Origin of the sequence: Micromonospora sp. NPDC047753 (assembly GCF_040642735.1) — a bacterium.
In the GTDB taxonomy this organism is placed as follows: domain Bacteria; phylum Actinomycetota; class Actinomycetes; order Mycobacteriales; family Micromonosporaceae; genus Micromonospora.
Genome location: NZ_JBEYSL010000487.1, coordinates 1 through 5,081 on the forward strand (window position 1 = coordinate 1; position 5,081 = coordinate 5,081).

Consider the following 5,081-nt stretch of genomic DNA (forward strand, 5'->3'; position numbering starts at 1 on the left):
GCGATCGTGTTCGGCAAGGACGTGACCGGCGTCAAGGCGAGCCCGCTCACCGACGAGCGCTTCGCCACCGCCGAGTTCAAGTAAGTCCTGATCTGACGCAAGGAACGCGGGCGGGCGCTGTCGCACAGCGCTCGCCCGCAACCCTCCGCACCCCTTCGAGGCCGCCGTGTTCCGGTTCATCGTCAGGCGCCTGCTTCAGCTGATACCCACGCTGTTCGGGCTCTCCATCCTGCTCTTCATCTGGCTCCGCCGGCTCCCCGGCGGCCCCGAGACCGCCATCCTCGGCGAGCGCGGCACGCCCGAGATGCGTGCCGCCATCCGCCGCAACATGGGGCTCGACGAGCCCATCCTGGTCCAGTACGGCCGGTTCGTCCGGCGCATGATCAAGCTCGACCTGGGCACCTCGACCTCCACCAAGCGGGCGGTCACCACGGAGTTCATCGAGCGCTTCCCCGGCACCGTCGAGCTGACCATCACCGCGATGATCATCGCGATCGGCATCGGCATCCCGCTGGGCTACCTGGCCGCCCGCCGTCGCGGCCGTTTTCTGGACCACGCGTCAGTGGGCGGTTCGCTGATCGGCATCTGCATCCCGGTCTTCTTCCTGGGCTACGTGCTCAAGGCGATCTTCTCGGAGAACCTGCACTGGTTCCCGTCCAGCGGCCGGCAGGACCCGACGCTCGAGGCGACCCGGGTCACCAACTTCTTCGTCCTCGACGGGTTGATGACCCGTGAGTGGGACGCCGCCGCCGACGCCCTCTGGCATCTGGTGTTGCCCAGCATCGCGCTGGCGAGCATCCCGCTGGCGATCATCGTCCGGATCACCCGGGCGAGCGTGCTGGAGGTGCTCAACGAGGACTTCGTGCGGACCGCCGAGGCGAAGGGCCTGACCGAGCAGACGGTTCGTCGCCGGCACGTCCTGCGCAACGCCATGCTGCCGGTCGCCACCTCGATCGGTCTGCTCGCGGGCGGCCTGCTCTCCGGCGCGGTGCTGACCGAGACCGTCTTCGCCTTCAGCGGCATCGGAGCGTTCGTCGCCGAGGCCATCGGCCAACGCGACTATCCGGTGCTGATGGGCTTCATCCTGATCATCGCGGTGGTGTACGTGCTGGTGAACCTCCTGGTCGATCTCTCCTACAGCTTCATCGACCCGAGGGTGAGGGTGCGATGACACTCAGCCCAGGCAAGAAGAAGGAAAAGATCGACCGGCTCTCCGAGCTGGCCGCCCGTGACGACGAGCGGGGCGTCAGCCTCTGGCAGGAGGCGTTCCGTCGGCTGCGCACCAACCCTGCCGCGATCGTCGGCGCGGTCATCCTGGCGATCTTCGTGCTGGTCGCGGTGGTCGGCCCGTTCCTCGTGCCGTACGCGGCGACGGACACGATCGGCATCCGGGAGGGGCTGATCAAGCCGGGTGTCATCCCCGGCCCGAACGGCGACCACTGGTTCGGCTACGACCACCAGGGCCGGGACGAGTTCAGCCGGATGATCGTGGGCGCCCGCCAGACCCTGCTGGTCGGCGTGGTCTCCACCCTGATCGGTCTGGCAATCGGCGCGCTGATCGGTGGCATCTCCGGTGCCGCGGCCGGCCTCGGTGGCCGGTGGGGGCGGTGGATCGACACCACCCTCATGCGCTTCATCGACATGCTGCTGGCCATGCCGAGCCTGCTGCTGGCGGTGAGCATCGCCGCCCTGCTCGGGGCCAGCCTGACCACTGTGATGATCGCGGTCGGCGTGGTCTCGGTGCCGGTGTTCGCCCGGCTGCTGCGCGGCTCGATGATCTCCCAGGCCAACAGCGACTACGTGCTGGCGGCGACCTCGCTCGGCGTCAAGAAGTCGAAGATCGCCCTGACCCACGTGGTGCCGAACTCGCTCGCCCCGGTGATCGTGCAGGCCACGCTGACCCTGGCCACCGCGATCATCGAGGCCGCGGCGCTCTCCTTCCTCGGCCTCGGCAACCCGGACACCGCCGTACCGGAGTGGGGGGTCATGCTCGCCGACGCGCAGCAGTACCTCGGCATCCGGCCGTCACTGGCGATCTACCCGGCCGTCGCGATCATCATCACCGCGCTCGGCTTCACCCTGCTGGGTGAGGCGATGCGTGAGGCCCTCGACCCGAAGCTGCGGAAGTAGGCCCGGCAATGGCACTGCTCGAAGTTGAAGATCTCTCCGTCACGTTCGCCCGCCGCGGTCAGCGGGCCGTGCACGCGGTCGACGGGGTGTCCTTCTCGGTCGACGCCGGTGAGGTGGTCGGCCTGGTCGGCGAGTCCGGCTGCGGCAAGAGCGTCACCTCGCTCGCGATCATGGGCCTGTTGCCCAAGCAGCCCGGCCTGCGGGTCGGCGGCAAGGCCGTCTTCGACGGCACTGACCTGCTCCAGCTCGACGACCGCTCGCGGCGGGACATCCGGGGTCGGGACATCGCCATGATCTTCCAGGACCCGCTCTCCTCGTTGAACCCGGTGATCCCCATCGGGTTGCAGGTGACCGAAGTGCTCACCCGGCACCGGGGGATGAAGGGCGAGACCGCGGCGAAGGAAGCGGCGGCACTGCTGGACCGGGTCGGCATCCCCGACCCGAAGCGGCGGCTCAAGGAGTACCCGCACCAGCTCTCCGGTGGCATGCGCCAGCGGGCGCTCATCGCGATGGCGGTGGCCTGCCAGCCTCGGCTGCTGATCGCCGACGAGCCGACCACCGCGTTGGACGTCACCATCCAGGCCCAGATCCTGGAACTGCTCAAGGAACTGGTCCGGGACTCCGGCACCGCGCTACTGATGATCACGCACGATCTGGGCGTGGTGGCCGGCATGTGCGACACCGTCAACGTGCTCTACGGCGGCCGGGTGGTGGAGACGGCCCGCCGTCGTCCGCTGTTCCGCCAGCCGCGTCACCCGTACACAGTGGGTCTGCTCGGCTCGGTGCCGCGCCTGGACGCCGGGCGGGGCGAGAAGCTCAACCCGATTCCCGGTTCGGTCCGCGACCTGCTGCCGTGGCCGGACGGGTGCGCCTTCGCCCCGCGCTGCGCCCGCCGGATCGACGAGTGTGTGGGTGAGCCGCCGGAGCTGGTGCACGCGCACGACGGACGGAGCTACCGGTGCGTCAACCCGGAGCCGCTGCCGGGCCTGGTGCCCGCCCCGCGCGAGGAGGAAGCGTGAGCGAGCGTAGCGAGCGAACCATCAGGCACAGCAGCGTGGCGTCTCACGCCGGCGCGGAGCGAAGCGGAGTGCTGGCGTGAGTGACGACGACATCCTCGTCGAGGTGCGCGACCTGAAGGTGCACTTCCCGATCAAGCGGGGGGTGCTCTTCGACCGGGTGGTCGGCCAGGTGAAGGCCGTCGACGGGGTCGACCTGAGCATCGCGCGCGGCAAGACGTACGGCCTGGTGGGTGAGTCCGGCTGCGGCAAGTCCACGTTGGGCAGGGCGCTGCTCCAGCTCACCCCGCCGACCGCCGGTGAGGTCAGCTTCGACGGCGTCGAGCTGACGACGCTGCCGTCCGGCAAGCTGCGCAGCATGCGTCGCCGGATGCAGATGATCTTCCAGGATCCGATGTCCAGCCTCGACCCCCGGCAGAACGTCGAGTCGATCCTGACCGAGGGCCTCCAGACCCACGGGATCGGCACCGACCGCACCGACCGTCGACGGATCATCGGCGAGACCCTGGACGCGGTCGGGCTGCCGCGCTGGGCGCTCTCCCGCTACCCGCACGAGTTCTCCGGTGGGCAGCGGCAGCGCATCGGCATCGCCCGCGCGCTGGTGCTCGGGCCGGAGCTGATCGTCGCCGACGAGCCGGTCTCGGCGCTCGACGTGTCGATCCAGGCCCAGGTGGTCAACCTGCTGGACGAACTCCAGGACAGCCTGGGGCTCACCTACCTGGTGATCGCGCACGACCTCGCTGTGGTCCGGCACATCTCCGACACGGTCGGCGTGATGTATCTGGGCGCACTGGTGGAGGAGGCGCCGAGCGACCGGCTCTACACCGAGCCGCTGCACCCGTACACCCGGGCGCTGATGTCGGCGGTGCCGGTGCCGGACCCGGACGTGGAGGACCGCCGGGAGCGGATCCTGCTCGCCGGTGACCTGCCGTCGCCGGCCAACCCGCCGACCGGCTGCCGCTTCCACACCCGCTGCCCGTGGGCGCAGCCCACCCGCTGCGCCGACGAGCGACCGGTGCTGCGGGACATCGGCGCCAGCCGGGTGGCCTGCCACTTCGCGGAGCAGATCGCCAGCGGCGAACTGCGCCCGCACGGGGTCAGCGCGCAGATCGTCCGGCCCGAGGGCGAGGGGGACGCGCCGAGCGTTGTCTCCGCGCCCACCGAGCCCGGCTCGTACGTCTGAGACTGGACGCGGTGCCGGCGGTCGTCAGCCCTCGGGGCGGTTCAGCAGCCCCACCGCGACGCCGTGCACCGCGTCCAGCCCAGCCGGGTCGGCCAGCGTGACCGACGTGCCGGTCACCGCGTACCACTCGTCCGCGTCCTTGTACTGCACCCGCACTGTGACCTTGCCGTCCGCGTACTCGGTGCGCAGGGTCAGGTCCCCGGTGACGACGCCGACCTCGTCGGTCATCACGCCGCCGGGGCCGGGCACGATGTCGGTGGTGCGGCTCTGCGGGCCGGCCGCCCCGCTCGAATCCGCGACCATGCCGGCACCCGGCACGGCGGCGGGAGTCTCGGCGGTGCCGTCCGCGGTCATGCCGGCGGCGGACGGGCCGCTCTCCTCGGCGGCGGTCACCAATCGCTCCCCACTCAACAGCCCTCCAACATGTCGGTCAGGGCGGCCTTCTCGGCGCTGGTCACCGTCAGCTTCCAGTAGTGCTTGACCGTCACCCAGTCCTGGGCGTATTTGCACCAGTAAGACCGGTCTGCCGGTTTCCACTGCGACGGGTCCTGGTCACCCTTTGCCCGGTTGGACGAGGCGGAAACCGCGAAAAGCTGCGGACGGGTGGTGTCGTTGGCGAAATCGCCGCGCTTCGCGTTGTCCCACTCGTCGGCACCCGAGCGCCACGCGTTGGCCAACGGCACCATGTGGTCGATGTCCACGTCGGAGGGATCCGAGAAGCTGCCCCCGGCCGGGCCCGCTGGGACAACAAT

6 protein-coding genes are annotated in these 5,081 nt (G+C 70.0%); 4 read left to right on the forward strand and 2 right to left on the reverse strand.

Translation table 11 applies throughout. From position 1 onward, the window contains the following. Window positions 1-166: 166 nt before the first annotated feature. The 4 genes from ABZ749_RS29135 to ABZ749_RS29150 all read left to right on the forward strand — a co-directional run bounded on the left by ABZ749_RS29135 (window position 167) and on the right by ABZ749_RS29150 (window position 4,329). A complete protein-coding gene (locus ABZ749_RS29135) occupies window positions 167-1,171 on the forward strand; it encodes an ABC transporter permease (RefSeq protein ID WP_357233403.1) in 1,005 nt (334 codons plus the stop codon). After that, window positions 1,168-2,130: an ABC transporter permease gene (locus ABZ749_RS29140; RefSeq protein ID WP_357233405.1), complete on the forward strand. Its 963-nt coding sequence runs from the start codon at window positions 1,168-1,170 to the stop codon at window positions 2,128-2,130. Before ABZ749_RS29135 ends, ABZ749_RS29140 begins: the two co-directional genes overlap by 4 nt. A gap of 8 nt (window positions 2,131-2,138) precedes the next feature. After that, a complete protein-coding gene (locus tag ABZ749_RS29145; RefSeq protein WP_357233407.1) occupies window positions 2,139-3,149 on the forward strand; it encodes an ABC transporter ATP-binding protein in 1,011 nt (336 codons plus the stop codon). Window positions 3,150-3,225: 76 nt separating this feature from the next. Next, entirely contained in the window at window positions 3,226-4,329 is a 1,104-nt protein-coding gene (locus tag ABZ749_RS29150; RefSeq protein ID WP_357233409.1) for an oligopeptide/dipeptide ABC transporter ATP-binding protein, read from the forward strand. Window positions 4,330-4,353: 24 nt separating this feature from the next. Here the strand turns inward: ABZ749_RS29150 and ABZ749_RS29155 are convergent, their stop codons facing one another. After that, window positions 4,354-4,743 carry a hypothetical protein gene (locus ABZ749_RS29155; RefSeq protein WP_357233413.1) on the reverse strand — a complete coding sequence of 130 codons (390 nt, stop codon included), beginning with the start codon at window positions 4,741-4,743 and terminating at the stop codon, window positions 4,354-4,356. Then, window positions 4,737-5,081: HNH endonuclease family protein (locus tag ABZ749_RS29160; RefSeq protein ID WP_357233411.1), on the reverse strand; the 345-nt coding region annotated here is incomplete at its 5' end. The genes ABZ749_RS29160 and ABZ749_RS29155, both read right to left, overlap by 7 nt.